This window comes from Arhodomonas sp. KWT (assembly GCF_010993615.1).
The window spans coordinates 1-529 of the sequence record NZ_WNXE01001112.1; the positions used below are offsets into that span (position 1 = coordinate 1).

Genomic DNA, 529 nt, shown 5'->3' on the forward strand with positions numbered 1-529 from the left:
GTGAGCATGCCGCGGGCGAACAGCACCTTCTGCTGGTTGCCCCCCGAGAGCAGCTTGATGGGCTGGGCCGCGGAGGGTGTGCTCACGCGCAGGCGCTGCACGTAGTCCGCCACGGTGCGGCGTTCGTTGAGGCGGTGGAGGAAGCCCATCCGGCCGAGTGCGTCCAGTGAGGACAGGGTCGCGTTCTCCGAGACCGGGCGCACGTCGACGATGCCCTCGGACTGGCGGTCGCCGGGCAGGTAGAAGATGCCCTGGCGTGCGAGGCGGTGCGGACGCAGGTCCCGGGGCCGGAACGGGCGGCCGAGCAGCTCGATCTCGCCGCGGGTGACCGGGTGCAGGCCGTAGAGCGCCCGGCCGATCTCCTCGACCCCGGAACCGGCGAGCCCGCCGAGGCCGACCACCTCACCGGCGCGCACGGCCATGGACAGGCCCTTGAGGCCGCCGGCGGTGTGCAGGTCGCTGATGACCAGGCGGTTCTCGCTGCCGATGTGTGCCGGGTCCGGGGCCTCGGAGTCCGCGATCTGGCGGC

General features: G+C 73.0%; 1 protein-coding gene. It reads right to left on the reverse strand.

The window, feature by feature from the left end; all coding sequences use genetic code 11:
• Positions 1-529 (reverse strand): ATP-binding cassette domain-containing protein (locus G7A99_RS24420; RefSeq protein ID WP_163144669.1); only part of this gene is annotated, 529 nt, incomplete at both ends.